The following is a 26,861-nucleotide window of genomic DNA, read 5'->3' on the forward strand; positions in this document are numbered from 1 at the left end:
GTCACGGCTTGCTCAGGTCCACCAGCGGTATGTCTCGCACCTCGACTTTTCGATCGCCCTGGATGTCATCAATGCGCTTGAGGGCTTTGTCCACGGCCCCCTTGTCCGCCAGAAGACTGTAGTGGATCTGGAACTGCTTGCGCTCTTTCGGTGCGATGCTGGGCACCAGGCCCAGCGGACGCTGGTAGCGGCGGTTATAGGAAAAACTGGTACCTGGCTCCAAGCCGGTCACGTAGCCCTGGCCTTGGGTATCGGTGTTTTTCCACAGGGAAAACACCGGAAGCGTCCCGGTATTGAAGCCCACGGAAACGCCGAGGCTACCGGCCTTGTTGTGCAGGACGGTCAGCGTATCGCCCTTGGCGTCGGCGTAAGGCACGACGTTGTAAACGGTTTCATCGTAGTCCTTGGTGGGAGCTCGATAGGTGGTCCAATCCTTCAGGTCGCCCTTGGCCTTGTCGTTGAACGGCGAAACCTGTTTGACCGGGGCGGCGAAGCGGGCCCCCTGCTCCAGGAATGGCGTGCTGAAATTGCTGTGATAGAGCGCCTGGTATTCCTTTGGATAATCGCCATTGTTGGTCAGCGTGTCGTTGAGGGAAAAGGTCACGCTGCCGGGCTCGGTGACCAATTCAGTCTGGACCGAGAAGTCAACCTTCTTGAACGCCTGCTCCTTCAACTCGCCTCGCAGGGTGATGGCGTAAGGTGGCTTTTCATCGATGTGCAAGGTGACTTTGTTCGCCGGAATGTTCGCGGCGCGCCCATGCAAGGTCAGCAGTTCACCGTTGTCGATGCCGGGGTGGCCGACCCACTCATAGCCGCAGCGGGTCACCAACTCATTGAAGCCTTCGAGCCAGCCCAGGCCACCTCGGCCGTTGAGTTCGATGAATGCTGGATTGACCACTTCTTTGACCGGCGAATCCCAGCCCATGCGCACATCGCCGACCGAGGCTTGAAGCACGTTCATGCCGCGGGTCGGGACGACTGACAGCTTAAGAGTGCCGTTGTCGATGTCGACAATGCTCACGCCTTCCTGACGCCCCCCGTGGAGGGTGCGCATCGTCACGGAAAACGGCTTATCGGTTTTCACGCCCAGTTGTTGGCTGGTGATTTGCCAGGGTTGGGCGGCTTTATCGGAGTCGAGCAGTACGTAATCCCACGCCATCGCATGGGAAGCTACGCCCAAGGCGCCGAGGGCAACGAAGAGTCTTAGGGAATTCATGGAGACGGCCTTTTGTTGGAGTTGTGCGGTTTTTATAGACTTGAAGAAACGTTTCAGCAAGCCAAAAAAACAGCAACTACCTGAAAAAGCACACGGCTACAGATTGGAGATTTTTTGCGGGAAACGAGCTTGCTCGCGGTGATTTTTTGCCTATGCAGCCTAGAACCGGTGGCGGGGGAGCTTGCTGCCGCTCGACTGCGCAGCAGTCGCAAGACGCGACGATAAGGTCTGCCTGAAAAGCCACGGGCCTGCTATGCAGGCCCGCGGGAGCAAGCTCCCTTGCAACGGGATTGGGTTGGCTTGCTCGTGAGGGGACGGTTTCAGCGGAACCGATCGACTTCTTTGCGAAGGTCCTGCGCCAGTTTTTCCAGTTCCTTGGCGGTGATCGCCAGGTTCGAAACCACTTCGCGCTGTTCGCTGTTGGCCATGGCAATACTCTGCAGGTTGCTGCTGAGCAGGGTCGCGGTGCTGCTTTGCTCCTGCGTAGCCGTAGTGATCGCGGCGAATTGCTGGCCGGCCGAGCGGCTTTGCTCATCGATACGCGCCAGGGCCGAGGCCACGTTGGCGTTACGCGACAGGCCTTCCTGCATGAGCAGGTTGCCCTTCTCCATGGTGCTGATGGCGTTGCCGGTTTCCTGCTGGATGCTGTTGATCATGCCGGAAATTTCGTCAGTGGCCTGGCGAGTGCGCGAGGCCAGGCTCCGAACCTCGTCAGCTACCACGGCAAAACCACGACCCTGCTCGCCCGCCCGTGCAGCTTCGATGGCGGCGTTCAACGCCAGCAGGTTGGTTTGCTCGGCGATCGAAGTGATCACACCGACAATGCCGCCGATCTCCTGGGAGCGCTGGCCCAGCGTGTTGATGACCGTTGCAGTGCTGTTCAAGGCGCCCGCGATCTGTTCCAGGGACGATGACGCTTCGTCCATCGAGGTACGGCCGATGCGAGTCTGTTGGGCATTGTCCTGGGCCAGGCGCTCGGTATTGCCCATGTTGTCGGCGATGTTCAGGGAGGTGGCGCTGAATTCTTCCACCGCCCCGGCCATGCTGGTGATCTCGCCGGACTGTTGCTCCATCCCTTCATAGGCGCCACTGGACAATCCGGAGAGCGCCTGGGCACGGCTGTTGACCTCTTGGGAGGCTTTGCGAATGTGCTCGACCATGGTCGACAAGGCTTGGCTCATCTGGTTGAACGCACGGGCCAGTTGGCCGATCTCGTCGTGGCTCGACACATTCAGGCGCACGCTCAGGTCGCCGGCGCCCAAGGCTTCGGCCTGACGCACCAAGTCACCGAGGGGAGCCAGTTTGCTGCGCAACAGCCATACCGCCGCACCGACCGCCAGCAACATCGCCAGCAAACTGCCGATCGCCAGTTGCGTACCGACGTTCCAGGTCACTGCGTTGATCTCGGTTTTCGGCATGCTCGCCACGACCGACCAGGGCCCGCCCTCGAACGGCACGGCAACGCTATAGAACTCTTCCGCGGTGTCGTCCCAGAAAGCACCCTTGCCAGGCTTCTTGACCAACGCTGTGATGGCCGCGGTAGCACGGTCCAGTGCCTGCACACCGGCCGGCGGCACCAACCATTTGTTCTGCTCGTCCAATAACGCCAGCGAGCCGGTCTGTCCGATTCGGAAGCGCTTGAGGTTTTCGAGCTGCGCATTCTGCGCATCGGTGTAATCGAATCCTACGTACAACACGGCAATGATCTTGCCGCTGCCATCACGCACAGGCGTGTACTGCGACATGTAGAAGCGCCCGAACAGCAACGCCCGGCCAATGTAGCTCTGGCCGCTGATCACCGGGCCGTAGGCCGGTCCGGCGCGGTCGAGCACAGTACCGATGGCGCGCGTACCGTCCTGTTTGCTGACGGATGTACTGACGCGGACAAAATCGTCGCCGCTGCGCACGAATACCGTGGCCACGCCGGCGGTCATCGTCTTGAAATCATCCACTTCCTTGAAATTGTTGTTCAACACTTCGCTGCCAAGGCTCAAGCCAGGCGTCTGAACGCCCGCCACCGTCACCGGCTGGTCCGGATGCACGCTCAAGCCGGCGCTGAAACGCTTTTCGAACAGACCCGCCAGCCGTTGGGTGCTTTCGCGCAACGTGCTGTGGAACGTGTTGAGCTGATCGGCCATCAGCCGCGCTTCGCTCGCGAGATGCTCTTCACGGGTAGAAAGGTTTGCAGCGTCAAGCGAACGCAAGGCAAAGACAGTACTGCCGGAGATCACGACCGCCAGTATCACGGCAAGGGCAAGGCCTAGCTGTGAGGCGATCCGGGCACGAGGTTGAGACATGACGGCTCCTGGCCGAGAGACTGGATCATCTTGATCACATCGCACGCTCGGCATCTGATTCGATGAGGTAGGTATTGGCCCTTTCTGAACGAAGGTTCTATGTTCACCTTCGGCCGTAACGCCGAATACTTGAGGGCTTTGGAAGGAATAATACCAAGTGGCTAGCACGGCGACTGCAACGTTTCAGCCCAGGCGCTTGACCTCAGGTAGTTGCATGGCCTTCACCTCGCTCTGGAGAAAGTCGCTGAGCCGGCGCAAACGTTCACCCCCGGGCCGGGTTTTCGGCCAGACCAGGTAATAATGCTCGCCGCTGGCGACAGCGGTTGGCCATGGCAGGCTCAAGCGCCCCTGGGCAACGTCCTCGGCCACCATCAACAAATCGCCCATGGATACGCCGTAGCCGCGCGCGGCCGCGATCATGCCCAGTTCCAGGGTATCGAACACCTGACCGCCCCTGAGCGAGACTTTGTCAGCCAAGCCCATGCGCTGCAGCCAATTGCGCCAGTCGCGGCGATCCGGAGTGGGATGCAATAGCTCGGCCTTGGCCAATCGCGCCACATCCCAGGGTTGGTCATTGAGCAGGTTCGGAGCGCCGACCGGTATCAACTCCTCGGGAAACAGCAGGCTGGCCTCCCAGTCCGCAGGGAAATGCCCATTGCCCAGCAGGACTGCGCAATCGAAGGGCTCGGTATTGAAATCCACCGAGTCGATGTCCATCCAGGCGCTTGTCAGCTGCACTTCGTTGCCCGGTTGCAGATGGCGAAAGCGGCTCAGGCGCGCCAGCAGCCAGCGCATGGTCAGGGTCGATGGCGCCTTCATCCGCAGGATGCCGTCTTCTCCGTGCAATGTGTGGCAAGCCCGCTCCAGCGCCATGAAGCCCTCCCGCACGCCCGGCAGCAGCAGGCGCGCCGACTCGGTCAGTTGCAGGTTGCGCCCGCTGCGCTGGAACAGTCGACAGGCAAAGTGATCTTCGAGTGTGCGGATGTGCCGGCTGACGGCGCTCTGGGTGATCGACAGCTCCTCGGCGGCGCGGGTAAACGAGCTGTAGCGCGCCGCGGCTTCGAATGCCCGTAGCGCATAAAGCGGAGGAAGACGGCGTGACATCGCAAAAGCTCCATGGCGTGGTTTGCAAACCCTACCAGAAACCCATTCAGCATGAGTTTTAATCATGCCAGCGATCTTTTTTATCCTTTTGTGCAATCCGGCGGGAGGGCCGAGAATCTTCGTCTTACTGCCTTGCTGGAACATGGAGTGTGATGATCATGCGGCATCCTGTGCGTACCGAACTCTGGGCCATCCTGCGCCTGGCGGGACCGTTGATTGCTTCGCAGTTGGCGCACATGCTGATGGTGCTGACGGACACCCTGATGATGGCTCGCCTGAGCCCCGAAGCCCTGGCAGGCGGCGGGCTCGGGGCGGCGAGCTATTCATTCGTATCGATTTTCTGCATCGGCGTGATCGCGGCGGTGGGCACCCTGGTAGCGATCCGCCAGGGCGCGGGCGACATCGAAGGCGCCACCCGGCTGACCCAGGCCGGATTATGGCTGGCCTGGTTGATGGCGCTGGTGGCGGGCCTGCTGTTGTGGAATCTCAAGCCGGTGCTGTTGATGTTCGGCCAGACCGAAACCAACGTGCTCTCTGCCGGGCAATTCCTGCTGGCACTGCCGTTCGCCCTGCCCGGTTACCTGAGTTTCATGGCCCTGCGTGGCTTTACCAGCGCCATCGGGCGGGCCACGCCGGTGATGGTGATCAGCCTCGGCGGCACGGTGGCCAACTTCCTTCTCAACTATGCGCTCATCACCGGCATGTTCGGCCTGCCGAAGCTCGGCCTGATGGGGATCGGCCTGGTCACGGCCATCGTCGCCAACTGCATGGCCCTGGCGCTGGCCTGGCACATTCATCGGCACTCGGCCTACCGCGCTTATCCATTGCTTGCCGGCCTGTCGCGACCCAATCGCCAATACCTCAAGGAACTGTGGCGACTGGGCTTGCCGATTGGTGGTACTTACGCGGTGGAAGTCGGCCTGTTCGCATTCGCCGCCCTGTGCATGGGCACCATGGGCAGCACGCCGCTGGCGGCCCATCAGATCGCGCTGCAAATCGTCTCGGTGGCCTTCATGGTTCCGGCGGGCATGTCCTACGCCATCACCATGCGTATCGGCCAGCATTACGGTGCCGGGCAATTGCTCATGGCGCGCCTGGCCGGGAGGGTCGGGATTGGTTTTGGCGCGGCCGCCATGCTGGCGTTCGCCATGGTGTTCTGGCTGCTGCCGAATCAATTGATCGGCCTGTTCCTGGACCATGAGGACCCGGCGTTCCGCGCGGTCATCGACCTGGCGGTGAGCCTGTTGGCCGTGGCGGCGTGGTTCGAGCTGTTCGACGGCACACAAACCATCGCGATGGGTTGCATCCGCGGATTGAAGGACGCCAAGACCACGTTCCTGGTGGGCCTGGGTTGCTATTGGTTGATCGGCGCGCCGGCGGCGTGGTGGATGGCGTTCCATTTGCATTGGGGCCCGACCGGCGTCTGGTGGGGCCTCGCCCTGGGCCTGGCCTGCGCGGCGGTGAGCCTGACGTTGGCGTTCGAGTGGAAGATGAAGCGGATGATTCGCAGCGAGCCGGGACAGCAAGGTTTCGAAGCGATCCAGGCCAAATGAAACAAAGCCCCTTGTGGGAGCTCGCTCCCACCGGGTTTTGGGTTAGCTGATTTCCAGCATCGACTGCTGATCACCCTCGGACATCAGGTATTCAACCAACTCCGCCAGCGGCAACGGCTTGCTGATCAGGAACCCCTGCACCTGGTCGCATCCGAAACCGCGCAGCAACTCCAGTTGCTCGCGGGTCTCGACGCCTTCGGCCACCACCTCGAGGTTGAGGTTATGGGCCAGGTTGATCATCGCGTGGACCAGCTTGCGGTTCTCTTCGCGCTGCTCCATGCCGCCGACGAAGCTCTTGTCGATCTTGAGCAGGGCGATGGGCAGGCTGTTGAGGTGCACGAACGAGGAGAATCCGGTGCCGAAATCATCCAGGGAGAACCGTACCCCCAGGCGACCCAGGGCATCCATGGTCTGTTTGACCAGTTCGCTGCGACGCATCACGGCGGTTTCGGTGAGCTCGAACTCCAGCCATTGGGCCTCGACACCCCGTTCGGCGATCAACCGGCTCAGGGTCGGCAGCAACTGGCTGTCCTGGAACTGCCGGAATGACAGGTTGATCGCCATGTGCAACGGCGCCTGCCCACGTTCACGCAGGTCCTGCATGTCCCGAAGGGCTCGGGCAATCACCCAGTAACCCAACGGCACGATGAGCCCGCTCTGCTCGGCCAGCGGCACGAACTCACTCGGTGGCAACAAGCCGCGCTCGCCATGGCGCCAGCGCACCAGGGCTTCGAGGCCGACAATCGTGCCATCTGCCAGGTTCAGCCGAGGCTGGTAATGCAATTCCAGCTCATCACGTCGCAACGCCCGCCGCAGCTCGCTTTCCAGGTCGGCGAGGCTGCGGGCGTTGCGGTTGATGCGCTCGTTGAAAATATGAAAGGTGCAGCCTTGGGTGCTCTTGGCCTGCTGCATGGCGATGTGGGCGTGCCACATCAAGGGGTCCGCACCGGCTTGCGCCCGGGCGTGGGCAATGCCCAGGCTGCAACCGATCAACAGGCTTTCACCGTCGACCCAGTAGGGTTCGGCCATGGCTTCGATGATGCGCTCTGCCATCCACTCCGCTCGCTGAGGCGCCCGGCGGGTGTCGATCAACAAGGCGAACTCGTCGCTCCCCAGCCGTGCCAGCTGATCACCGGCCTCAAGCGCGCCTTTGAGCCGCGAGACAACCTGCAGGATCAGCCGATCGCCGGCCTGGTGGCCGAGGGCGTCATTGGCGTGGCGGAAATTGTCGAGGTCCAGGTGACCCAGGGCCAGGCCACGGCCTTCGTTTTCAGCCAGGCGAGCCGCCAGCAAGGTCTGAAAGCCCTGGCGGTTGGCGATGCCTGTCAACGGGTCCTGCTCGGCGAGCCGTTGCAGGGTGTTTTCGAGCATCCCCCGCTCGCGCACGTGACGCAGGCAACGACGCAGGGTCGCCTCATCGAGGGCGTCGCGCACCAGCCAGTCGCTGACGCCATCCGGGGAAACCGAAGGTTCATGCTCGAGCAACAGAACTGTCGGCAAACGACAACGACCCGGTGCCGGCTGCAGGGCGGCAACAGTGAGCAGCACCGCGTTGCGGTTGTCCTCGAACAAGCTGCTGACCGAGTCCCAGTTCGGGGCGCTGATCAACACGACCGAGGGCCCCATGGGCGCCAGGCACTCGCGCAATATCGCTGACCACTCAGGCGTTTCGGCCAACAACAGCAAACGCAAGGGTTCGACAGGCGTGGACAAGCTGACTCCCTAGACTCTGCAAGGTGGTAGGCGCGGGGCATTATGACGCGCCGATGGGCAATCACCAATGCCAATGGTTCTCAGATACCCGCTTTTTGAAGGTTTTTCATCTCAAAAAACGAACGTTGGAACCAATTTCCGTCCGCATCCTGAGGGAAAGTGACGAAAGCGGCAATTGCAATGATGCGCAACGTCACAAGTCGGACAGGGCAGCACAATTCTCAGAGCCTGTTAAAATGCCGGCCCATTTCGCAAACGACTCCCTGAACCCTGTCATGTCCCGACTCAACCCCCGGCAGCAAGAAGCCGTGAACTATGTCGGCGGCCCTCTTTTGGTGCTCGCCGGTGCAGGCTCCGGCAAGACCAGCGTGATCACCCGCAAGATCGCGCACCTGATCCAGAATTGTGGCATCCGCGCCCAGTACATCGTCGCCATGACCTTCACCAACAAGGCCGCCCGGGAAATGAAAGAGCGGGTCGGCGGCCTGCTGCGCGCCGGCGAAGGTCGCGGCCTGACGGTCTGCACCTTCCACAACCTGGGCTTGAACATCATCCGCAAGGAACATGCGCGGCTGGGCTACAAACCGGGCTTCTCGATCTTCGACGAGGCCGACGTCAAGGCCCTGATGACGGACATCATGCAGAAGGAATATTCCGGCGACGACGGCGTGGATGAGATCAAGAACATGATCGGCGCCTGGAAAAACGACCTGATCCTGCCGCCCGAAGCACTGGAAAACGCCCGCAACCCCAAGGAACAGACCGCCGCTATCGTCTACGCCCATTACCAGCGCACGCTCAAGGCGTTCAATGCGGTGGACTTCGACGACCTTATCCTGTTGCCGGTCAAACTGTTCCAGGACCACGCCGACATCCTCGAGAAATGGCAGAACAAGGTCCGCTACCTGCTCGTGGACGAATACCAGGACACCAACGCCAGCCAGTATCTGCTGGTGAAACTGCTGATCGGCAAACGCAACCAGTTCACCGTGGTGGGCGACGATGACCAGTCGATTTACGCCTGGCGCGGCGCGCGGCCGGAAAACCTGATGCTGCTCAAGGAAGACTACCCGTCGCTCAAAGTGGTGATGCTGGAACAGAACTACCGCTCCACCAGCCGGATCCTGCGCTGCGCCAACGTGCTGATTTCCAACAACCCCCATGAGTTCGAAAAACAACTGTGGAGCGAGATGGGCCACGGCGACGAGATCCGCGTGATCCGTTGCCGCAACGAAGACGCCGAAGCCGAGCGCGTGGCCATGGAAATCCTCAGCCTGCACTTGCGCACCGACCGGCCGTACAGCGATTTTGCGATCCTGTACCGCGGCAACTACCAGGCCAAGCTGATCGAGCTGAAACTGCAGCATCACCAGGTTCCCTATCGTCTGTCGGGGGGCAACAGCTTTTTCGGCCGCCAGGAAGTGAAGGACCTGATGGCCTACTTCCGCCTGATCGTGAACCCGGACGACGACAACGCCTTCTTGCGGGTGATCAACGTGCCGCGCCGGGAAATCGGTTCGACCACCCTGGAAAAACTCGGCAACTACGCCACCGAGCGCAAGATCTCGATGTACGCCGCCACCGACGAAATCGGCCTTGGCGAGCATCTGGACAGCCGCTTCACCGATCGCCTGGCGCGCTTCAAGCGTTTCATGGACAAGGTCCGCGAGCAGTGCGCCGGGGAAGATCCGATCTCTGCGCTGCGCAGCATGGTCATGGACATCGACTACGAAAACTGGCTGCGCACCAACAGCTCCAGCGACAAGGCCGCCGACTACCGCATGAGCAACGTCTGGTTCTTGATCGAGGCGTTGAAGAACACCTTGGAAAAAGACGAAGACGGCGACATGACCGTCGAGGACGCCATCGGCAAGCTCGTGCTGCGGGACATGCTCGAACGCCAGCAGGAAGAGGAAGAAGGCGCCGAAGGTGTGCAAATGATGACGCTGCACGCCTCCAAAGGCCTGGAGTTTCCCTACGTGTTCATCATGGGCATGGAAGAAGAAATCCTGCCGCACCGTTCCAGCATCGAGGCCGACACCATCGAAGAAGAACGGCGCCTGGCCTACGTCGGGATTACCCGGGCGCGCCAGACGCTGGCCTTCACCTTCGCCGCCAAGCGCAAGCAATACGGCGAAGTGATCGACTGCGCCCCGAGCCGCTTCCTCGATGAGTTGCCGCCCGACGACTTGGCCTGGGAAGGCAACGACGACACGCCGACAGAGGTCAAAGCCGTTCGCGGCAACAGTGCCTTGGCGGATATACGCGCGATGTTGAAGCGCTAGAATTTTCCACTATTTCAGGCGCTGAACGCGTCCCAGAGGAGGCTTCATGGAAGCCCTGCACCAGAAAATCCGAGAGCTAGGCATCGTGCTTTCCGACCAGGTATTGAAGGTCGATGCGTTTCTCAACCACCAGATCGATCCGCAGTTGATGAAGCTGATCGGTGATGAATTTGCCGCACTGTTCAAGGATTCGGGCATCACCAAGATCGTCACCATCGAAGCCTCGGGCATCGCCCCGGCGATCATGACCGGGCTGAATCTTGGCGTGCCGGTGATCTTCGCCCGCAAGCAACAGTCCCTGACCCTGACGGAGAACCTGCTGTCGGCCACCGTGTATTCCTTCACCAAGAAGACCGAAAGCACCGTCGCCATCAGCCCGCGCCACCTGACCAGCAGCGACCGCGTGCTGATCATTGATGATTTCCTGGCCAACGGCAAAGCCTCTCAGGCGCTGATTTCCATCATCAAGCAGGCCGGCGCCACCGTCGCCGGGCTGGGGATCGTGATCGAGAAGTCGTTCCAGGGCGGCCGCGCCGAACTGGATGCCCAGGGCTATCGCGTCGAATCGTTGGCCCGGGTGAAGTCGTTGGCGGGTGGGGTTGTGACCTTCCTCGACTAATACCCATTCCCCTGTGGGAGCGAGCCTGCTCGCTCCCACAGGGGATGGCCGATTTCTAAGGCGCGGTCGCCTTGAGCCCCGCCAGCAACAGCCGCTGATACAGCTCTTCCTTCAGCCCCTCCGGGCTCGTCAGCTGCATTCGCTCCAGATGCCCGGCATATTCCCAGGGCTGCGGCGCATCCAGGGCGGCTTTGCCCAGATCCAGGATCTCGGTGAGCTTGAATTTGCTTTTCAGCCAATTCAGCGCCCGCAATAAGTCCCGCTCGACCTCATCGAAATCACAGCCCAACGGGTACTCCGGAAACAGGTTGGGATGCCGCGCCTGGATCCCCTGCAAACGCTCCGAGGTGTTGTCGGCAAAGCGTGGATCGAGGCGAAAGTCCTTCGGCAGCTTGCCGGCATTTTGCGCTTGCTCGATCAATCCGGGTTGGAAGCGTGAATCGCTGATGTTCAGCAAGGCCTCGATCACCGCGGCGTCGGTCTTGCCCCGCAGGTCGGCGATGCCGTACTCGGTTACCACAATGTCACGCAAATGGCGTGGAATCGTGCAGTGACCGTATTCCCAGACAATGTTCGAACTGACCACCCCTCCCGATTCCCGCCAGCTACGCAACAGCAGTATCGAACGCGCCCCTTCAAGCGCGTGGCCCTGGGCGACGAAGTTATACTGCCCACCGACGCCGCTGAGCACCCGCCCGTTTTCCAATTGGTCAGCCACTCCCGCGCCCATCAAAGTCATGGTGAAGACCGTGTTGATGAACCGAGCATCGAGGCGCTGCAAGCGCTTGAGCTGCTCCTGACCGTACAGCTCGTTGATGTAGCTGATACGCGTCATGTTGAATTCAAGCAGACGGCTCTGCGGCAACTCGCGCAAGCGCTCGTAGAAACTGCGCGGGCCGAGGAAGAACCCGCCATGAATGCAGATGCCATCGGGTTGCGCCGCCTCGTCGAGGGTTCCGGCAATGGCCCGCTCCTGAGTCGGCTCGTCGGGGTAGACCTTGCGCCGGATAATTCCGGCTTCCGCCAGCACCAGCAAACCGTTGACGAACATCTCACTGCAACCGTACAACCCCTTGGCGAAAGGCTCGACCCCGCCTTCGCGCTCGATCAATTGCGCCCACTGGCTGAGGTTCAGTTCCGCCAACAGAGCCTGGTAACCGGCGTTATCGGCTTGGCGCGCCAGCAGTGCCGCTGTCAGTGCGTCGCCCATGGAGCCGATGCCGATTTGCAACGTACCGCCATCGCGCACCAGGGTGCTGGCATGCAGGCCGATCAAGTGATCCTGGAACCCCACCGGCATGTTGGGCGTGGAAAACAACGTGTGGCTGTCCTTCTCGTCGATCAACAAGTCGAAGCCATCGATGCCGATTTCCGCGTCACCGGGCATGTACGGCAAGTCGCTGTGGACTTGGCCCACCAGGAGAATGGTCTCCCCCGCCTCGCGCCGCTTGGCGATCATCGGCAACAGATCCAGGGTAATGTCCGGATTGCAACTCAGGCTAAGGCGATCCGGGTGCTCCGGGTCGCTCGCCACCAGTTGGGCGATCAGGTTCAAGCCTGCCCCGTTGATGTCCCGGGCCGCGTGGCTGTAGTTACTGCTGACATAGTCCTGCTGGGCCGACGCGCTGTGTAAAAGGCTGCCGGGCTGCATGAAGAATTGTTGGACGCGGATATTGGCCGGCAGGCTATCGCGCTGCAGGTCGGCCAGGTAATCGAGTTCGGGATAATCGCCAAAGACCCGTTCGACGAAGGGTTCCAGGAAGCGCTTCTGCAACCCATCGCCCAAGGTCGGCCGCCCCAGGCTCAAGGCGGTGTAAATGGTCAGCTGTCGCTCGGGCAGTTGCGCGATGCGCCGGTACAGCGCGTTGGCGAACAGATTGGGTTTGCCCAGCCCAAGGGGCATGCCGAGGTGGATATGCGCGGGCAGACGCTCGAGTACGTCATCCACCGCCTGTTCGATTGAACACAACTGCACCATCCGACCCTCCGGGACATTCCATGAATGTGGGTTGGACCGAGCTTGCCGGGTCTTGGTTGCGATGACCAGTCCGGAAAAAAATCCCAGGCACAAAAAAGCCGCTCGTAAGCGGCTTTTTTGCGGAAGATGAATGCCTGTTACAGACCGGACATCTCTTTGATGGCGCCTTTGAGTTCATCATCGGTGCAATCGGCGCAGGTGCCTTTAGGCGGCATGGCGTTGACGCCCGTGATGGCCTTGGCCAGGATGCCATCGAGACCGCCCTGGTGGTCGGCGCGTTCTTTCCAGGCTGCCTTGTCACCGATTTTCGGCGCGCCCAGCAGACCAGTACCGTGGCAAGCGTTGCAATGTTTGGCAATGACGTCTTTTGGCGCCTTGGCACCGCCGGCACCGCCCGCCGCTGTAGCCACTTCCATCCCCTTGCATTCCTTGCCCTGGACGCAAACCTGGCCGACGGGTTCAAGGCGCTTGGCGATGTCATCGTTGGGCGCCGCTTGAGCGCTCGCAGCCCATAGGGCCAATACGGTTGCTGGTGCAGCCAGCATTTTCATAATTAGGTTCACGCGTACACCCTCAATGGTGGCTAGTCACGCCTGCGGCCACGGTTTGCAGGCGGGCGCAAGTATAGCGGTAAGCCTGTCACTCCGAAACAACCCCAAAGTCGCAAGGGTCTTGTTTGTCATGACAGGCCAACCTTCGGGCGCCTTTGCCCCTGCGGGCTCGGCGCCTCTTGGTCTAGAAATTGGCCGGTGTGGCTGCGCTGATCAGTCGCGCCGGCACGTCGAACGGGTTACGGAAGCGGTGGGGCTTGGTGCTTTCGAAATAGTAGCTGTCACCGGCTTCGAGCACGAAGGTTTCGGCGCCCACCACCAATTCCAACCGCCCTTCCACCAGGATCCCGGTTTCTTCGCCTTCGTGGGTGAGCATCTCGTCGCCCGTGTCGGCGCCAGGCGGATAGATTTCGTTCAAAAACGCAATCGCCCGGCTCGGATGCGCCCGGCCCACCAGTTTCATGGTCACGGCGCCATCGGAGATGTCGATCAGTTCGTTGGCTTTGTAGACGATCTGGGTCGGTTTCTCCTGGAGGATTTCTTCGGAGAAAAACTCGACCATGGACATGGGAATCCCGCCAAGGACCTTGCGCAGCGAGCTGATCGAGGGGCTCACGCTGTTTTTCTCGATCATCGAAATGGTGCTGTTGGTGACGCCCGCGCGCTTGGCGAGTTCACGCTGGGAAAGGCCTTTGAGTTTACGAATGGATTGCAGTCGTTCACCGACGTCCAATGCTGGAGCCTCCAGGGAATCAGGTTGTGTGTAAAGTGAGCGTTATCATGGCGACAGCGTTCAGTATTTACAACACTTTGGCCCGAATCCTGTGCGGTGAAGCGACTTTCGGTAGATAGCGCTCAGCCTCACCCCTTGGAATAGAGCCTTGGCACCCGCCGCAGGTTGCAGAATATCTGGTAGGGAATCGTGCCGGCAGCCATCGCCACGTCGCTGGCGAGGACATTTTTGCCCCATAGCTCGACCGTGGAGCCGAGCCCGGCCTGGGGGATATGGGTCAAGTCCACGCACAGCATGTCCATCGATACCCGCCCGACCAGTTGGCTACGCTGCCCGTCCACCAGCACCGGCGTGCCGTTGGGCGCCTGGCGCGGGTAGCCGTCGGCGTAGCCCATGGCGACCACGCCCACGCGTGTCGGTTGCGCCGTGACAAAGCGTGCGCCATAACCCACGGGCTCGCCGACGGGAAGCTCGCGCACGCTGATGATTCTAGACTCCAGCGTCATAACCGGCTGCAGGCGCGAAGCAACGGCATTGGCCTCCTCGAAAGGCGTTGCGCCGTACAGCATGATGCCGGGCCGCACCCAGTCGCTGGGGATCTGCGGCCAACCCAGCACCGCCGGAGAATTGCGCAGGCTGACCTCTGCCATCAGGCCCTGGCGGGCCTGCTCGAATACCGCTAATTGTTGCAGGCTGCTGGGGTCATGCAGTTCATCGGCACGGGCGAAGTGACTCATTAATACGATCTTCGCCACGTTTCCACTGGCCAGGAGGCGACGATACGCCGGCTGGAACTCGTCCTGATGCAATCCGACCCGATGCATACCCGAATCGAGCTTGAGCCAGACCGTGATCGGCTTGCCCAGCGTCGCGCGCTCGATCGCTTCGAGTTGCCACAACGCATGCACCACGCACCAGAAATCATGTTCGACGATCAAGGCAAGCTCATCGGCCTCGAAAAATCCTTCCAGCAGCAGGATCGGTCCACCAATACCGCCCGCTCGCAGCTCCAGGGCCTCTTCGATACAGGCCACGGCAAACCCGTCGGCCGTTTCCTGCAAGGCTTCGGCGCAGCGCACCGCCCCGTGCCCATAGGCGTCGGCCTTGATCACCGCAAGGGCTTTGGCCCCCGTGACTTCGCGGGCCAATTGATAGTTATGACGCAAGGCTTGGAGGTCGATCAGGGCACGGGCAGGACGCATGGCGGCACGCTTCTAGGCAGTCATGGATAAAAAACCGGCGCAGGCTGACAGCATCAACCACCAACAGCGCCGGGAGAGGGAGAGTTTTGACAGCTGTCAGGGCAGCGCGGCCGAAACACTCAAGCAGTCATTGGTGAGCTGGCGCTGGATTGCCATGTTTTGCGGACTCCTGGGGTTTGCTGCCATAACGGGAAATGTCGAGGCCTTCGGCGCTGATCTGTGGCTTTTTCTTCGCCATCAGGTCCGCCAGCAGGCGACCGGAACCACAGGCCATGGTCCAACCGAGGGTGCCGTGGCCAGTGTTCAGGAACAGATTCTTGAACGGGGTAGCGCCCACAATAGGCGTGCCGTCCGGTGTAGTTGGGCGCAGGCCTGTCCAGAAACTGGCCTGGGCCAGGTCGCCGCCCCGAGGATAAAGGTCGTTGACGATCATCTCCAGGGTTTCGCGCCGACGCGGGTTCAGCGAAAGGTCGAATCCAGCGATTTCGGCCATGCCGCCGACGCGAATACGGTTGTCGAACCGGGTGATCGCGACCTTGTAGGTCTCATCGAGAATGGTCGAGGTCGGCGCCATCGCCGGGTCGGTAATCGGCACGGTCAGGGAATAGCCCTTGAGCGGATACACCGGCGCGCGGATACCGAGGGGCTTGAGCAACTGTGGCGAGTAGCTGCCCAAGGCCAGGACGTAGCGGTCGGCTGTTTCCAGCTTGCCGTCGATCCAGACGCCGTTGATGCGGTCACCGGCGAAATCCAGGCGCTCGATATTCTGGTCGAACCGAAATTGCACGCCGAGCTGGACAGCCATTTCCGCCAGGCGGGTGGTGAACATCTGGCAGTCGCCGGTCTGGTCATTGGGCAGGCGCAGCGCACCAGCGAGGATGTCGGTGACGTTGGCCAACGCCGGCTCGACCCGGGCGATGCCTGCGCGGTCGAGCACTTCGAACGGCACGCCAGACTCCTTCAACACGGCGATGTCCTTGGCCGCGCCATCGAGCTGGGCCTGGGTGCGGAACAGTTGAGTAGTTCCCAGGCTGCGGCCCTCGTAAGCAATGCCGGTCTCGGCGCGCAACTCGTCCAGGCAGTCACGGCTGTACTCGGACAGGCGGACCATGCGCTCCTTGTTGATTGCGTAGCGGCTGGCAGTGCAATTGCGCAGCATCTGCGCCATCCAGAGGTATTGATCGATGTCGGCAGTGGCCTTGATCGCCAACGGCGCGTGACGCTGCAACAGCCACTTGATGGCCTTGAGCGGCACACCGGGCGCGGCCCACGGCGAGGCGTAACCCGGCGACACCTGGCCGGCGTTGGCGAAGCTGGTTTCCATGGCCGGCGCCGGCTGACGGTCGACCACCACCACTTCAAACCCGGCACGGGCCAGATAGTAAGCACTGACGGTACCGATGACGCCGCTACCCAAGACCAGAACGCGCATGTTGAATCCTCATCGCGGATGACCGCTGACGTTTGTTGTACAAAGCTTAGATGGGCGCAGTGTAAAAAAGATCAGCCAGTGCTTTTCACTATATAAATCCCTATATTTGGCGAGAATTCTCGGCAAAAACCCTTTTCATGGAGGCGCATCACCTGTGCGTACCAATACCCAGACCAAGCGCGAGCTGGACAAGATCGACCGCAACATTCTGCGCATCCTCCAGGCGGACGGGCGGATTTCCTTCACCGAACTGGGCGAAAAGGTCGGTCTCTCCACCACGCCATGTACCGAGCGGGTCCGGCGCCTGGAGCGCGAAGGCATCATCATGGGCTACAACGCCCGGCTCAATCCGCAGCACCTGAAGGGCAGCCTGCTGGTGTTTGTCGAGATCAGCCTCGACTACAAGTCCGGCGATACCTTCGAAGAATTCCGACGCGCAGTGCTGAAATTGCCACACGTCCTGGAATGCCACCTGGTGTCGGGCGACTTCGATTATCTGGTGAAGGCGCGGATTTCCGAGATGGCCTCGTACCGCAAGCTGCTGGGCGACATCCTGCTCAAGCTGCCCCACGTGCGTGAGTCCAAGAGCTATATCGTGATGGAAGAAGTGAAGGAGAGCCTGAACCTGCCGATCCCGGATTGAGAGGCCTAGACCAACACCTGCCGGGTACTCGCCATGTACTCATGAATCTGCTTCTCGACACGCGGGTGGATCAGCTCCACCGGCCGTCGACCATTGGGACATGGCAAGGTCGCCGTGGTGCCGAACAGACGGCAGATCAACGGCCGCTCGTCGTAGACCGTGCAACCGTTCGGCCCCAGGTGCACGCAATCGAGCGCTTCCATGGCGGCGTCCTGTTCGGCGCGGGTCTTGCGCGGTAGCCGGGACATTTCCTCGGGCGAGGTGGTCACCGGGCCGCAGCAGTCGTGACAGCCCGGCACGCACTCAAACGTAGGGATCTGCTGACGCAGCGTGCGGATTTTTTGGCTGTTGCAGCTCATCGAGGCGAGTACCGGGTCGGGACAGCCTTGGATTCTGCCTCAAAAGGCGCAGGCCAGACAGCGTCAGCCGACCAGAGTTGCCGATGGAGGAAAGCACGGCTTATGCTCCGTAAAATTTCTCAAACACATCAATCAGGATTACGCACATGAACGCCCGTGTTCAGCAACCTGTCCCGAGCCACGCGCACGCCGCCTCTTATTACGCCGCCAGCAGCCTGCCGCAGCCGGACCATCCGGTGTTGCAAGGCGAGCTGATCGCGGACGTCTGTGTGGTCGGCGGCGGGTTCTCCGGGTTGAACACGGCCATCGAACTGGCCGAGCGCGGGATGAGCGTGGTGTTGCTCGAAGCACATAAAATTGGCTGGGGTGCCAGCGGACGCAACGGCGGCCAGTTGATTCGCGGCGTTGGGCACGGCCTCGACCAGTTTGCTTCGGTCGTCGGTAACGACGGCGTCCGTCAGATGAAACTGATGGGGCTTGAGGCGGTGGAAATCGTCCGACAACGAGTCGAGCGCTTTCAGATTTCTTGCGACCTGACCTGGGGTTATTGTGACCTTGCCAACAAACCCGGCGACCTCGAGGGCTTCGCCGAAGACGCCGAAGAATTGCGCAGCCTGGGCTACCGCTACGAGACCCGACTGCTGCGCGCTGACGAAATGCACAGCGTGGTGGGCTCGGATCGTTACGTTGGCGGCTTGGTCGACATGGGTTCGGGTCACCTGCATCCGCTCAACCTGGCGCTGGGAGAAGCCATGGCGGCCCAGCAATTGGGAGTTCGACTGTTCGAACGATCAGCCGTCACCCGCATCGACTATGGCCATCAAGTAAAAGTACATACCGAGCACGGCTCGGTCCGCGCCAATACCCTGGTGCTGGGCTGCAACGCCTACCTCAATGGCTTGAACCAGGAGTTGAGCGGCAAAGTGCTGCCGGCCGGCAGCTACATCATCGCGACCGAGCCGTTGAGCGAAACTCAGGCACATGCGCTATTACCGCAGAACATGGCCGTTTGTGATCAGCGGGTGGCGCTGGATTATTACCGGCTTTCGGCGGATCGCCGCTTGTTGTTCGGCGGGGCTTGTCATTATTCCGGGCGCGATCCGCAGGACATCGGCGCCTATATGCGTCCGAAAATGCTCAAGGTTTTCCCTCAGTTAGCGGACGCGAAAATCGATTATCAATGGGGCGGGATGATCGGCATCGGCGCCAACCGCTTGCCACAGATCGGCCGCCTCAAGGGTCAGCCGAACGTGTATTACGCTCAGGCCTACTCGGGCCATGGCGTAAACGCCACGCACCTGGCGGGCAAACTGCTGGCCGAAGCAATCAGTGGGCAACAGGGAGGTGGCTTCGATCTTTTTGCAAAGGTGCCGCACATGACATTCCCAGGGGGCAAACATTTGCGCTCACCGCTGCTGGCATTGGGGATGTTGTGGCATAGATTGAAAGAACTGGTGTGACAGGGGCCGAGGGAGCTTGCTCCCTCGCCACAGGTTTCTTATCGATTCAAATCCGCCAGAACGGCTTCAAGCCTTCCGCCCGCGCCTGCTCCCGACTCAGTCCAATATCACGCAACTGTTCGGTCGACATGTCCAACAGGGCTTTGCGTGTATGCAAACGATGCCAGAACAGTCCCCAGCGACTCAGGCCGGCTGGCGCATTGCGCAAAGCCCCGCTGCGCAGCTCCTTTTCCTGCCCAGCCGCCAGTTCCTGACTGTGTAACGTCAGCCGTACATCGCTCAAGCCGTTCATTTTTGATCGCTCCTGTTTACTTGGGTAGCCAGAGCTTTCATGATGCGCGGACGGCCAAAAGCAATACAGATTCAGGCGATGTCTTTTATAAGCATACAGAATCGGCGTTTTCGGCACTGAATCGAAGTTTTGCGCCGCAACTGTATTGGTTGTCGCTTTCCCACTTCACTGAGAACGCACCATGACGCTGTACGTGAACCTCGCCGAGCTGCTCGGCACCCGTATCGAACAAGGCTTCTACCGCCCCGGTGACCGGCTGCCGTCGGTGCGCGCCTTGAGCACCGAACACGGGGTCAGCCTGAGCACGGTCCAGCAGGCCTATCGCGTGCTGGAGGACAGCGGGCTGGCAATGCCGAAACCCAAGTCTGGCTATTTCGTGCCGGTCAGCCGGGAACTGCCGGACCTGCCGGCGGTGGGCCGTCCAGCCCAGCGCCCGGTGGACATTTCACAATGGGACCAAGTGCTGGAACTGATACGCGCCGTACCGCGCAAAGACGTGGTGCAGCTGGGTCGCGGGATGCCGGATATCCATTCGCCAACCATGAAGCCATTGCTTCGCAGCCTGGCGCAGATCAGCCGACGGCAAGACATGCCCGGCCTGTATTACGACAACATCTACGGCAACCTGGAACTGCGGGAACAGATCGCCCGGCTGTCCTTGGACTCCGGCTGCCAACTGGGCGCCAACGATCTGATTGTCACTACCGGCTGCCACGAAGCGCTGTCAGTGAGCGTCCGCGCCACCTGCGAGCCAGGTGACATCGTCGCGGTGGATTCACCCAGCTTCCATGGCGCCATGCAGACGCTGAAAGGCCTGGGCATGAAAGCCCTGGAAATCCCCACCGACCCACTCACTGGCATCAGCCTGGAAGCTTTGGAACTGGCGTTGGAGCAATGGCCGATCAAGGCCATACAGTTGACCCCTAGCTGCAATAACCCCTTGGGTTACATCATGCTCGAGGCCAACAAACGCGCCCTCCTGACCTTGGCACAGCGCTTTGATGTGGCGATTATCGAAGACGATGTGTATGGCGAACTGGCCTACACCTACCCGCGTCCGCGCACCATAAAGTCTTTCGACGAAGATGGGCGCGTCCTGCTCTGCAGTTCTTTTTCCAAGACCTTGGCGCCGGGCCTGCGAGTGGGTTGGGTTGCTCCCGGCCGCTATCTGGAACGGGTGCTGCACATGAAGTACATCAGCACGGGATCTACCGCGCCGCAGCCCCAGATCGCTATTGCCGAGTTTCTCAAGGCTGGTCATTTCGAGCCGCATTTACGCCGCATGCGCGGGCAATACCAGCGCAATCGCGACGTAATGATGGACTGGGTCAGCCGATATTTCCCCCAGGGCACCCGCGCCAGCCGCCCTCGTGGCAGCTTCATGCTCTGGGTCGAGTTGCCGGAAGGCTTCGATACGCTGAAGCTCAACCGCATGCTTCATGACCAAGGGGTCCAGATCGCGGTCGGCAGTATTTTCTCGGCATCTGGCAAATACCGTAATTGCCTGCGCATGAACTACGCTGCCAAGCCAACGGCGCAAATCGAAGATGCTGTACGCAAGGTGGGTGCCGCCGCGAGCAAGCTGTTGAGCGATGTCGCCAACGTCCAATGAAGCTCATCGCTCACTGAGTGATCGGCGGTGCAGGTACGCTCAGCCAACCTGGCAAGCCACCTCAAGACGATCAATAGGCGCTGAGGATGCCGGCATCTGGCGAGTATCGATTTCCAAGCGGCAGATTTGCTCATCGGCAAGCGCTATAGAGAGTTTTGCCACGACAGGGGCATCCTCCAGATATACCAGGCCCGTATCGACCACCGTCGTCAAGTACTGACCCGCGTGGTCGTAAACCCCAAGGCCCTTGGCCATGGGCACCCCCTCTTCGTTGCGCACGTATAGCAACAAGCGACGAACCCTGGCGGCCTGGAAGTCGAGCCGCGGCACAGCGCCGCGCGCTGCCCGCACTTCTTGGTAACCATTTGGCACCTCAATGTTGCGAGGGAGGCTAACCGTGTCGATTTCAACACGGCTCGCCTGGTAAGGCGGCAGTTCAGCCGCCACCGCACGCCCGGCTCCATCGGTCCAGACGGGCCCCTGGGGCGTTCCAATCTTGACTCCGGCGTAGTCGCCGACTTTGAGCAGGCCAAACGTGTCGCGCAGCGGATACGGCGAAGGCGTCACGCCCTCGTCGTGCAAAGCCAACCCCCCGCGTAGCGTCAGGTCATAATGGCGCGCGCCGGCGCTGCTCCGGGAATACCCCAGTTCTGCGCTGGTATAACGGGGCACGGCGTTAAGCCTGGCGTTGAAGTCGTTCCGGTCGTCGGCGAAGCGATCGGCACCGATGCTATAGCCAAGGCTGTCACTGACCTGCTCCGAATAACGTGCGCCACTGCGCACTCCTCTCGAATCATCGTAACGTACAGAAGTGCTTATTCTTCGGTTGCGTCCCAGGGGCACACCCACGTTGACGAACGCACCTGATCTAACCGCTTGCTCAAACCTGTCGTGTTCAAGGCTCAGCGAAAACGTCGCCCAGTCGAAACCCCGCGACCATGCCGCGCTGACCCTCGAATGAGCTTTTCCACCCCCGCCCTGATAGCGAGCCAATGATCCGCTCAGCGCACCCCAAGCCGGATCCGCTCTCCTCAGCGATAGGCTCCAGTGATTGGCCGCGCGGGCAAACGGGTCACCTCCAACGGCATCACGCCCGGCCTCAGACAAGTATCGAAACCCAAGGCTGCGCTGGCCCGCTGTCAAACCGACCGATAGCCCGACGCCCAGCGTCGTGTTGAGTGTGGCCTGGATCTCTTGGCCGCCGATGCCTCGTGTCGTGCGTGAACCGAGCTGCTGCAGGGTCAGCACGGTCGCTGGGGTCAGCGCTTGAGAAACGCCCCATCCAATGGATTGGTAACCGTCGGCCCCCATCCACCCTGCGCTCGTCTGCGTCCGCGGGCCCCATCGCCAGTCCCGGCTGGCGGCAAAAAATGACGGAGTGTCACGGTCACGCCCGATCTGCCCGATCCTGCCTGCCGCCAATCCATAACTGGGCAGGGTGCCTAGTCTCGCGGGACGCACTTGCGCGGCAGGCACATGAAAGTCGCGACGCTCACCGCTTTCTTCGAACACGCTGACTTCCAGATCCAACCTATCACTGATCAGCGGCAGGTCGCGCAAGGTGAACGGCCCGGGGGGGACCAGAGTGGTATAGATCACGATGGCACTCTGACGGACCTCGACTCGGGCCGTCGAATAGGCCAACCCTTGGACCTCGGATCCCGCGCCCAGCCCACCCGCATCCGCGGAAAGCGCCGTTTCCGGGAAGATTTGCACCCCGGTGAACGGGCCCGTGGAAAACAACGAGGAACGCATGTTCAACTGGCCCAACTGCACCTGCGCGCCAAATCGCTCCCAGGTCTTGGATGCTTGGGTGTACAGCGTCTCGAAACGCGTCACGCCCTGGAACGACGTGTAATTCTGGCGGCTGCGTACGACCCAATCTCCGGCATTGAAACCCAGCTCAGTGCCCAAGCTGCGATAGTGGCTGGACTGCCCCGCAGCGGAACCGTCGATGACCAGAGCATCGTAATTCCACACACCCGCCACCCCTCCGGAGTCCCAGCCGCCGGGACGCTGCCCTGGCGTCGCCAGCAAGTCGGCGGGCACCACCAATGAAACTAGGTTCTGTCCCGGATCAAGCTGCACCTGGAAGCCGGCCAACGCTTGTACGGCAGACAGGCAAAGCGCCTCATCAACGCCTGGATTCACGTTCGACGGCGCGGCGACTCCCACGTGCTCAAACAAGTTCGCATCGGCGCACAACTGCCCTTCGTCATCGAACGTCACGAAGATCTGCCCGGAAGGTACGCCATTGACATTCAGGGCGACGCGGTTGCGTCCTGCGGCAAACCGCGCGGCGCTGCGAAAGTACTCGGCGACATTCGGATCGATCCCTCGCGCTTCGAGCACCGAACGGTCAAATTCATCGGACGCCTGTGCCGAGGCTTCGGTCCAGGCAATCGACATCAGGACCAGGCTGCCGACAGGCCGCCAGAAGACACCCAGGCCCACTACTGCAAGCTCAAACGTGCGTCGTGGCTACCAGCGGCAAACCCGTAGGTGGTGGCTGGGAACAACCGGACATGTGTGCCCAGGCTCGATGGCGTGGCGAACGCCAGCGTTTCCCCCGGCAGGATATAGGTACGGCCGATATCCAGTGTTGCACCACCGGGAATCAGACTCACCGACCGTGCCAGCCTCACAACATAGGGGCTGGGATTGCTCACGCTTATCTCACCGGTCCTGGCGCTCCAGACCAGCCGTTTCCAAGGCATTCGCTCCGTTGCCAGGCCAGCCGGACGAATAATCACCGGGATGTTCTGGCGCACGCCCATGGAGATTTGTGCGCCGCTCGCCGCCGGACGCGCTTTGATGCCCTCGAACACGACGCGCTTGAGCCGCTCCGTCTGCAAGACAGCGGCACTGTGAAGGATAAAACGCACTTGCTGGCTCTGGCCGGGTTCCAGTCGAGCCACGGGAGGGTTGACCAGGAGCAACGGTTCCTTGTCCTGCGGAAGGTCAAGGACAGCGCTATAGAGCAATGCCGGTTGATCGTCCGTATTCCTGACATTCAGGGTCGCCTCCCCTATGCCCTGGTCGACAATCACAACCGGCGTTTCCGGGACCATTCCGGCCGCCTGGGCGCCAAGGCCTATGAATGGCAGGCACAGCGCTGCCATCGCACTCGTCCACAGCGAGCAATTTCGAACAAACATGGGAATCTCCAGAGGCACCGACCGAGACATGCCAGGCACGTCTCGTCGGCATCAAACCTACCCGCAGGAGCACGGCTCCTCAGGCGAATCGATAGCCCTTCAGACGCGCATCACGCGTCGCATGCGCCAGGAGTCAGAGGTAAAACACATCGAACGTAACCGAACCGTCGAGATCGAAGTCATCGGTGGTAGCCGGTAATTCGGACGTGGCGCGAATGACCGCGGCGACTTTCATCGGGAAGGTGTGAAGACGAGCCGGTGCGGGACCGGCTGCCGGGCTACCCCCCCAGGAGTAAGTCGTTGGCGCATTGGTCACCAAACCATTGGTCGGCACGCTCCAGCCCGGATTGGCCGCCGTTCGTAGCAGCAGTGACTGCAAAGCGCCGTCGGCCCGAGGCTGGCCACCCAACAAACCGAAACCACCGATGCCGACCCCCTGGGTGCTACCCAGGCCGTAATACAGATCATCGCCTCGGCTTCCGTTGAAGGACAGGCCCGGCACTTTGGAAGCACCGCGGTTGTCAGTCACGGCAATTTCCACGGCCGCCGGAGCGGAGCAGGTGATTTGCAGGCTGACGTCCCGCTGAGGAAGATCGTTCTGCCGATCGGGGGCCAGGGTGGACGAAAAAATCCGGCCTAGGTTGACATCGCTACCACCGGCAAATGCCGGAACGCAGGAGGTCGGAATGACCCGGCCAGTTACATTCAAATCAACACTGGCCGCCTGGGCGATCATGGGCGTGGAAGCAGCAGCCAGCATGCTGGCCAGGAATATTTTTTTCATGATTACTTACCTGTGGAATGGGAGGGAGTGGAGTCATGCGATGGCTATCAGGGAAGGAAACCAGCCACCGGCAGCAATGCCTGCGTATCGTTGCCTACCAGATGGGATTTTTCTGTAGGAAAAGGCTCCTCGACGCGCCATGTTTTTCAGCAAAACGCGTGGCTCTCTTGGCCTTGGAGGCGGTGTCCCACACCCAAGGGGCATCGCATCTCGCAGGCATGACGGATCAAAAAGCCGTGCCATACTCCTTCGCAACGACCCGGGATGATTCGACTTGAAACCCCACGTTCCCCTGACATTCGCTCTGTTGCTCGCCACGACTCTCTGCGGCTGCGCGAGCCTGGATATCACTCGCGAGCCCAGCCAGGCGCTAGCGGCGGAGCATTCGACCTTCGGTCGCTCAGTCCAGGCCCAAGCCGCTCTTCACGAGGGCCGCTCGGGCTTTCGTCTACTGTCGGACAGCTCCGAGGCGTTCACCGCCCGTGCCGAATTGATCCGCAACGCTCAAAGCAGCCTGGACTTGCAGTACTACATCGTCCATGACGGGATCAGCACGCGAATGCTGGTGGACGAGTTGCTCAAGGCCGCCGACCGGGGCGTACGCGTGCGCATCTTGCTGGATGACACCACCAGCGACGGGCAAGAGGAGACCATCGCGACGCTCGCTGCCCACCCCAACGTCCAGATCCGCCTGTTCAACCCTTTGCATCTTGGCCGCGCCACCGGCGTGACCCGCGGCCTCGGGCGGCTGTTCAACCTGTCGTTGCAGCATCGAAGGATGCACAACAAGCTTTGGCTGGCGGACAACAGCATGGCGATCGTCGGAGGCCGAAACCTGGGGGATGAGTATTTCGATGCCGAACCCAACCTGAACTTCACCGACATCGACCTGCTCGGCGTCGGGCCGGTGGCCGAGCAGCTGGGACATAGCTTCGACCAGTATTGGAACAGCGCCCTGAGCAAGCCCATCGAGCAGTTCATGTCCCATCGGCCCACTGCCCAGGACTTGGCCGACAGCCGCTTGCGCCTGCAAGCGTCCCTTGATCAGACGCACAAGGAAAACCAGGCGCTGTATCAACAGCTGACCACCTACAAGACCCAGCCACGCCTGGACACCTGGCGCAGTCAATTGATCTGGGCCTGGAACCAGGCATTGTGGGACGCGCCTAGCAAAGTACTGTCAAGGGATGAGCCTGACCCCCAATTGCTGCTGACAACGCAACTGGGGCCGGAGCTGACCGGAGTGAGCAAGGAATTGATCATGATCTCGGCCTACTTCGTCCCCGGCCAGCCGGGCCTGGTGTACCTGACCAGTCGCGCCGATGCCGGCGTATCGGTGAGTCTGCTGACCAACTCCCTGGAAGCCACTGATGTGCCCGCTGTTCACGGCGGCTACGCGCCGTATCGCAAGGCCCTGTTGCAGCACGGCGTGCGCCTGTTCGAACTGCGACGACAGCCGGGCGACAATGGCAGCAGCCCACATCTGTTCTATAGCAAATCCTACGGCGAGTCGGACTCCAGCCTACACAGCAAGGCGATCATCTTCGACCGGCAGAAGTCCTTCATCGGCTCGTTCAACTTCGACCCGCGTTCGGTCCTGTGGAACACCGAGGTCGGTGTCCTGGTGGACAGCCCGGAGCTTGCCGACCAGGTGCGCGAGCTGGCGTTACAGGGGATGGCGCCGACCCTGAGTTATCAAGCGCGGCTTGAAGAGGGAAGAATGGTATGGACCACCGAAGACAACGGCAAGCTACACGACTTGGACCGCGAGCCAGGCAGTTGGTGGCGCCGGTTCAATGCCTGGTTCGCCACGACGATCGGGCTTGAGAGCATGCTCTGAGGGTTGACTGCTTTTCTGGCAGTCCGCCTT

The 26,861-nt window shown here is 61.1% G+C and carries 21 protein-coding genes; 7 read left to right on the forward strand and 14 right to left on the reverse strand.

Annotated elements, in window-relative coordinates; genetic code table 11:
• Position 1: 1 nt before the first annotated feature.
• The 3 genes from J3P90_RS25250 to J3P90_RS25260 form a co-directional block, all read right to left on the reverse strand.
• Positions 2-1,216 (reverse strand): aldose 1-epimerase family protein, encoded by a 1,215-nt coding sequence (locus J3P90_RS25250; protein WP_434675549.1) that lies wholly within the window; start codon positions 1,214-1,216, stop codon positions 2-4.
• Positions 1,217-1,536: 320 nt separating this feature from the next.
• Entirely contained in the window at positions 1,537-3,513 is a 1,977-nt protein-coding gene (locus tag J3P90_RS25255) for a methyl-accepting chemotaxis protein (RefSeq protein WP_434675550.1), read from the reverse strand.
• A gap of 183 nt (positions 3,514-3,696) precedes the next feature.
• Complete coding sequence (locus J3P90_RS25260) at positions 3,697-4,617, reverse strand: LysR substrate-binding domain-containing protein (protein ID WP_420765159.1); 921 nt, start codon at positions 4,615-4,617, stop codon at positions 3,697-3,699.
• Between the two features lie 152 nt (positions 4,618-4,769).
• On the opposite strand from J3P90_RS25260, the gene J3P90_RS25265 reads away from it, so the two are divergent.
• Positions 4,770-6,170 carry a NorM family multidrug efflux MATE transporter gene (locus J3P90_RS25265; RefSeq protein WP_434561651.1) on the forward strand — a complete coding sequence of 467 codons (1,401 nt, stop codon included), beginning with the start codon at positions 4,770-4,772 and terminating at the stop codon, positions 6,168-6,170.
• 42 nt (positions 6,171-6,212) lie between these two features.
• Here the strand turns inward: J3P90_RS25265 and J3P90_RS25270 are convergent, their stop codons facing one another.
• On the reverse strand, positions 6,213-7,883 hold the full coding sequence (locus tag J3P90_RS25270; protein WP_434561649.1) for a putative bifunctional diguanylate cyclase/phosphodiesterase: 1,671 nt from the start codon (positions 7,881-7,883) through the stop codon (positions 6,213-6,215).
• A 275-nt stretch (positions 7,884-8,158) separates the two neighbouring features.
• On the opposite strand from J3P90_RS25270, the gene rep reads away from it, so the two are divergent.
• Positions 8,159-10,168 (forward strand): DNA helicase Rep, encoded by a 2,010-nt coding sequence (gene rep / locus J3P90_RS25275; protein ID WP_420765162.1) that lies wholly within the window; start codon positions 8,159-8,161, stop codon positions 10,166-10,168.
• 46 nt (positions 10,169-10,214) lie between these two features.
• Complete coding sequence (locus J3P90_RS25280) at positions 10,215-10,787, forward strand: xanthine phosphoribosyltransferase (RefSeq protein ID WP_420765163.1); 573 nt, start codon at positions 10,215-10,217, stop codon at positions 10,785-10,787.
• A gap of 55 nt (positions 10,788-10,842) precedes the next feature.
• On the opposite strand, the gene J3P90_RS25285 is transcribed toward J3P90_RS25280, so the two are convergent.
• From J3P90_RS25285 to dadA, 5 genes are all read right to left on the reverse strand, one after another.
• Positions 10,843-12,765, reverse strand: coding sequence for an acetyl-CoA hydrolase/transferase C-terminal domain-containing protein (locus J3P90_RS25285; RefSeq protein ID WP_434649683.1), 1,923 nt, complete (start codon positions 12,763-12,765; stop codon positions 10,843-10,845).
• Positions 12,766-12,902: 137 nt separating this feature from the next.
• Positions 12,903-13,316 (reverse strand): c-type cytochrome, encoded by a 414-nt coding sequence (locus J3P90_RS25290; protein WP_434611694.1) that lies wholly within the window; start codon positions 13,314-13,316, stop codon positions 12,903-12,905.
• 184 nt (positions 13,317-13,500) lie between these two features.
• Positions 13,501-14,049, reverse strand: coding sequence for a cupin domain-containing protein (locus J3P90_RS25295; RefSeq protein ID WP_030138196.1), 549 nt, complete (start codon positions 14,047-14,049; stop codon positions 13,501-13,503).
• 128 nt (positions 14,050-14,177) lie between these two features.
• Entirely contained in the window at positions 14,178-15,251 is a 1,074-nt protein-coding gene (gene alr / locus J3P90_RS25300) for an alanine racemase (protein ID WP_434561645.1), read from the reverse strand.
• 127 nt (positions 15,252-15,378) lie between these two features.
• On the reverse strand, positions 15,379-16,683 hold the full coding sequence (gene dadA / locus J3P90_RS25305; protein WP_420767172.1) for a D-amino acid dehydrogenase: 1,305 nt from the start codon (positions 16,681-16,683) through the stop codon (positions 15,379-15,381).
• A 154-nt stretch (positions 16,684-16,837) separates the two neighbouring features.
• On the opposite strand from dadA, the gene J3P90_RS25310 reads away from it, so the two are divergent.
• The gene (locus J3P90_RS25310) at positions 16,838-17,326 is read left to right on the forward strand and encodes an Lrp/AsnC ligand binding domain-containing protein (RefSeq protein WP_003206849.1); all 489 of its coding nucleotides are present in this window, start codon (positions 16,838-16,840) and stop codon (positions 17,324-17,326) included.
• 5 nt (positions 17,327-17,331) lie between these two features.
• Here J3P90_RS25310 and J3P90_RS25315 read toward each other — a convergent pair whose 3' ends face one another.
• Complete coding sequence (locus tag J3P90_RS25315; protein ID WP_420767171.1) at positions 17,332-17,685, reverse strand: YkgJ family cysteine cluster protein; 354 nt, start codon at positions 17,683-17,685, stop codon at positions 17,332-17,334.
• A 146-nt stretch (positions 17,686-17,831) separates the two neighbouring features.
• Between J3P90_RS25315 and J3P90_RS25320 the strand changes: the two genes are divergently transcribed.
• Positions 17,832-19,145, forward strand: coding sequence for an NAD(P)/FAD-dependent oxidoreductase (locus J3P90_RS25320; protein ID WP_434675551.1), 1,314 nt, complete (start codon positions 17,832-17,834; stop codon positions 19,143-19,145).
• 46 nt (positions 19,146-19,191) lie between these two features.
• Here J3P90_RS25320 and J3P90_RS25325 read toward each other — a convergent pair whose 3' ends face one another.
• Positions 19,192-19,437, reverse strand: coding sequence for a DUF1127 domain-containing protein (locus tag J3P90_RS25325; protein ID WP_420767169.1), 246 nt, complete (start codon positions 19,435-19,437; stop codon positions 19,192-19,194).
• A 181-nt stretch (positions 19,438-19,618) separates the two neighbouring features.
• Here J3P90_RS25325 and J3P90_RS25330 point away from each other — a divergent pair, with 181 nt between their 5' ends.
• Entirely contained in the window at positions 19,619-21,049 is a 1,431-nt protein-coding gene (locus J3P90_RS25330; protein ID WP_434675552.1) for a PLP-dependent aminotransferase family protein, read from the forward strand.
• A 39-nt stretch (positions 21,050-21,088) separates the two neighbouring features.
• On the opposite strand, the gene J3P90_RS25335 is transcribed toward J3P90_RS25330, so the two are convergent.
• From J3P90_RS25335 to J3P90_RS25345, 3 genes are all read right to left on the reverse strand, one after another.
• Positions 21,089-23,503: a fimbria/pilus outer membrane usher protein gene (locus tag J3P90_RS25335; protein ID WP_434675553.1), complete on the reverse strand. Its 2,415-nt coding sequence runs from the start codon at positions 23,501-23,503 to the stop codon at positions 21,089-21,091.
• On the reverse strand, positions 23,503-24,207 hold the full coding sequence (locus J3P90_RS25340; protein ID WP_434608871.1) for a fimbria/pilus chaperone family protein: 705 nt from the start codon (positions 24,205-24,207) through the stop codon (positions 23,503-23,505). The genes J3P90_RS25335 and J3P90_RS25340 overlap by 1 nt, the downstream gene beginning before the upstream one ends.
• Before the next feature lie 133 nt (positions 24,208-24,340).
• Positions 24,341-24,991 carry a DUF1120 domain-containing protein gene (locus J3P90_RS25345; RefSeq protein WP_434608869.1) on the reverse strand — a complete coding sequence of 217 codons (651 nt, stop codon included), beginning with the start codon at positions 24,989-24,991 and terminating at the stop codon, positions 24,341-24,343.
• 274 nt (positions 24,992-25,265) lie between these two features.
• Between J3P90_RS25345 and J3P90_RS25350 the strand changes: the two genes are divergently transcribed.
• A complete protein-coding gene (locus J3P90_RS25350) occupies positions 25,266-26,831 on the forward strand; it encodes a phospholipase D family protein (protein WP_420767164.1) in 1,566 nt (521 codons plus the stop codon).
• Positions 26,832-26,861 lie beyond the last annotated feature (30 nt).

The organism is Pseudomonas sp. D3-10 (assembly GCF_051132175.1).
In the GTDB taxonomy this organism is placed as follows: domain Bacteria; phylum Pseudomonadota; class Gammaproteobacteria; order Pseudomonadales; family Pseudomonadaceae; genus Aquipseudomonas.

Coding starts and splice junctions, on each gene's coding strand:
- J3P90_RS25250 (WP_434675549.1), bottom strand. CDS start 1,216: ATGAATTCCCTAAGACTCTTCGTTGCCCTCGGCGCCTTGGGCGTAGCT.
- J3P90_RS25255 (WP_434675550.1), bottom strand. CDS start 3,513: ATGTCTCAACCTCGTGCCCGGATCGCCTCACAGCTAGGCCTTGCCCTT.
- J3P90_RS25260 (WP_420765159.1), bottom strand. CDS start 4,617: ATGTCACGCCGTCTTCCTCCGCTTTATGCGCTACGGGCATTCGAAGCC.
- J3P90_RS25265 (WP_434561651.1), top strand. CDS start 4,770: ATGATCATGCGGCATCCTGTGCGTACCGAACTCTGGGCCATCCTGCGC.
- rep (WP_420765162.1), top strand. CDS start 8,159: ATGTCCCGACTCAACCCCCGGCAGCAAGAAGCCGTGAACTATGTCGGC.
- J3P90_RS25280 (WP_420765163.1), top strand. CDS start 10,215: ATGGAAGCCCTGCACCAGAAAATCCGAGAGCTAGGCATCGTGCTTTCC.
- J3P90_RS25285 (WP_434649683.1), bottom strand. CDS start 12,765: ATGGTGCAGTTGTGTTCAATCGAACAGGCGGTGGATGACGTACTCGAG.
- J3P90_RS25290 (WP_434611694.1), bottom strand. CDS start 13,316: ATGAAAATGCTGGCTGCACCAGCAACCGTATTGGCCCTATGGGCTGCG.
- alr (WP_434561645.1), bottom strand. CDS start 15,251: ATGCGTCCTGCCCGTGCCCTGATCGACCTCCAAGCCTTGCGTCATAAC.
- dadA (WP_420767172.1), bottom strand. CDS start 16,683: ATGCGCGTTCTGGTCTTGGGTAGCGGCGTCATCGGTACCGTCAGTGCT.
- J3P90_RS25315 (WP_420767171.1), bottom strand. CDS start 17,685: ATGAGCTGCAACAGCCAAAAAATCCGCACGCTGCGTCAGCAGATCCCT.
- J3P90_RS25320 (WP_434675551.1), top strand. CDS start 17,832: ATGAACGCCCGTGTTCAGCAACCTGTCCCGAGCCACGCGCACGCCGCC.
- J3P90_RS25325 (WP_420767169.1), bottom strand. CDS start 19,437: ATGAACGGCTTGAGCGATGTACGGCTGACGTTACACAGTCAGGAACTG.
- J3P90_RS25330 (WP_434675552.1), top strand. CDS start 19,619: ATGACGCTGTACGTGAACCTCGCCGAGCTGCTCGGCACCCGTATCGAA.
- J3P90_RS25340 (WP_434608871.1), bottom strand. CDS start 24,207: ATGTTTGTTCGAAATTGCTCGCTGTGGACGAGTGCGATGGCAGCGCTG.
- J3P90_RS25345 (WP_434608869.1), bottom strand. CDS start 24,991: ATGAAAAAAATATTCCTGGCCAGCATGCTGGCTGCTGCTTCCACGCCC.